Origin of the sequence: Gluconobacter sp. Dm-74 (assembly GCF_018256135.1) — a bacterium.
GTDB lineage: Bacteria > Pseudomonadota > Alphaproteobacteria > Acetobacterales > Acetobacteraceae > Gluconobacter > Gluconobacter cadivus.
Genome location: NZ_JAERLX010000031.1, coordinates 780 through 1,159 on the forward strand (window position 1 = coordinate 780; position 380 = coordinate 1,159).

General features: G+C 58.4%; 1 pseudogene (only partly in view). It reads left to right on the forward strand.

Annotation, left to right across the window (positions count from 1 at the left end):
* Window positions 1-380, forward strand: a pseudogene (gene maeA / locus JK208_RS15835) (oxaloacetate-decarboxylating malate dehydrogenase) (its annotated part extends 779 nt beyond the left edge of the window); the annotation flags it as partial.

The following is a 380-nucleotide window of genomic DNA, read 5'->3' on the forward strand; positions in this document are numbered from 1 at the left end:
TTCGCCCACTCCCATGCCGCGACGAAAGACCTTGCGGCGGCAGTCAGAGCCATTAAGCCCACTGTTCTGATCGGCGTTAGCACCAACGCGGGTGGCTTCACCGAGGAAGTCGTTCGTACCATGGCGAGCATCAACGACAGGCCCGTTATTTTCGCGCTCTCCAATCCCACCGACAAGGCGGAATGTACCGCCGAACAGGCTTATCGCTGGACAGACGGCCGTGCCCTCTTCGCTGCTGGCGTCCAGTTCGACGATGTTACTTTGAATGGCAAAACGCTCACCCCCGGACAGGCCAATAATTTTTATATCTTCCCCGCCGTGGCACTGGCTGTCTGGGCAACACAGGCACGACGCATCACCGACGAGGTCTTCCTTGAAGC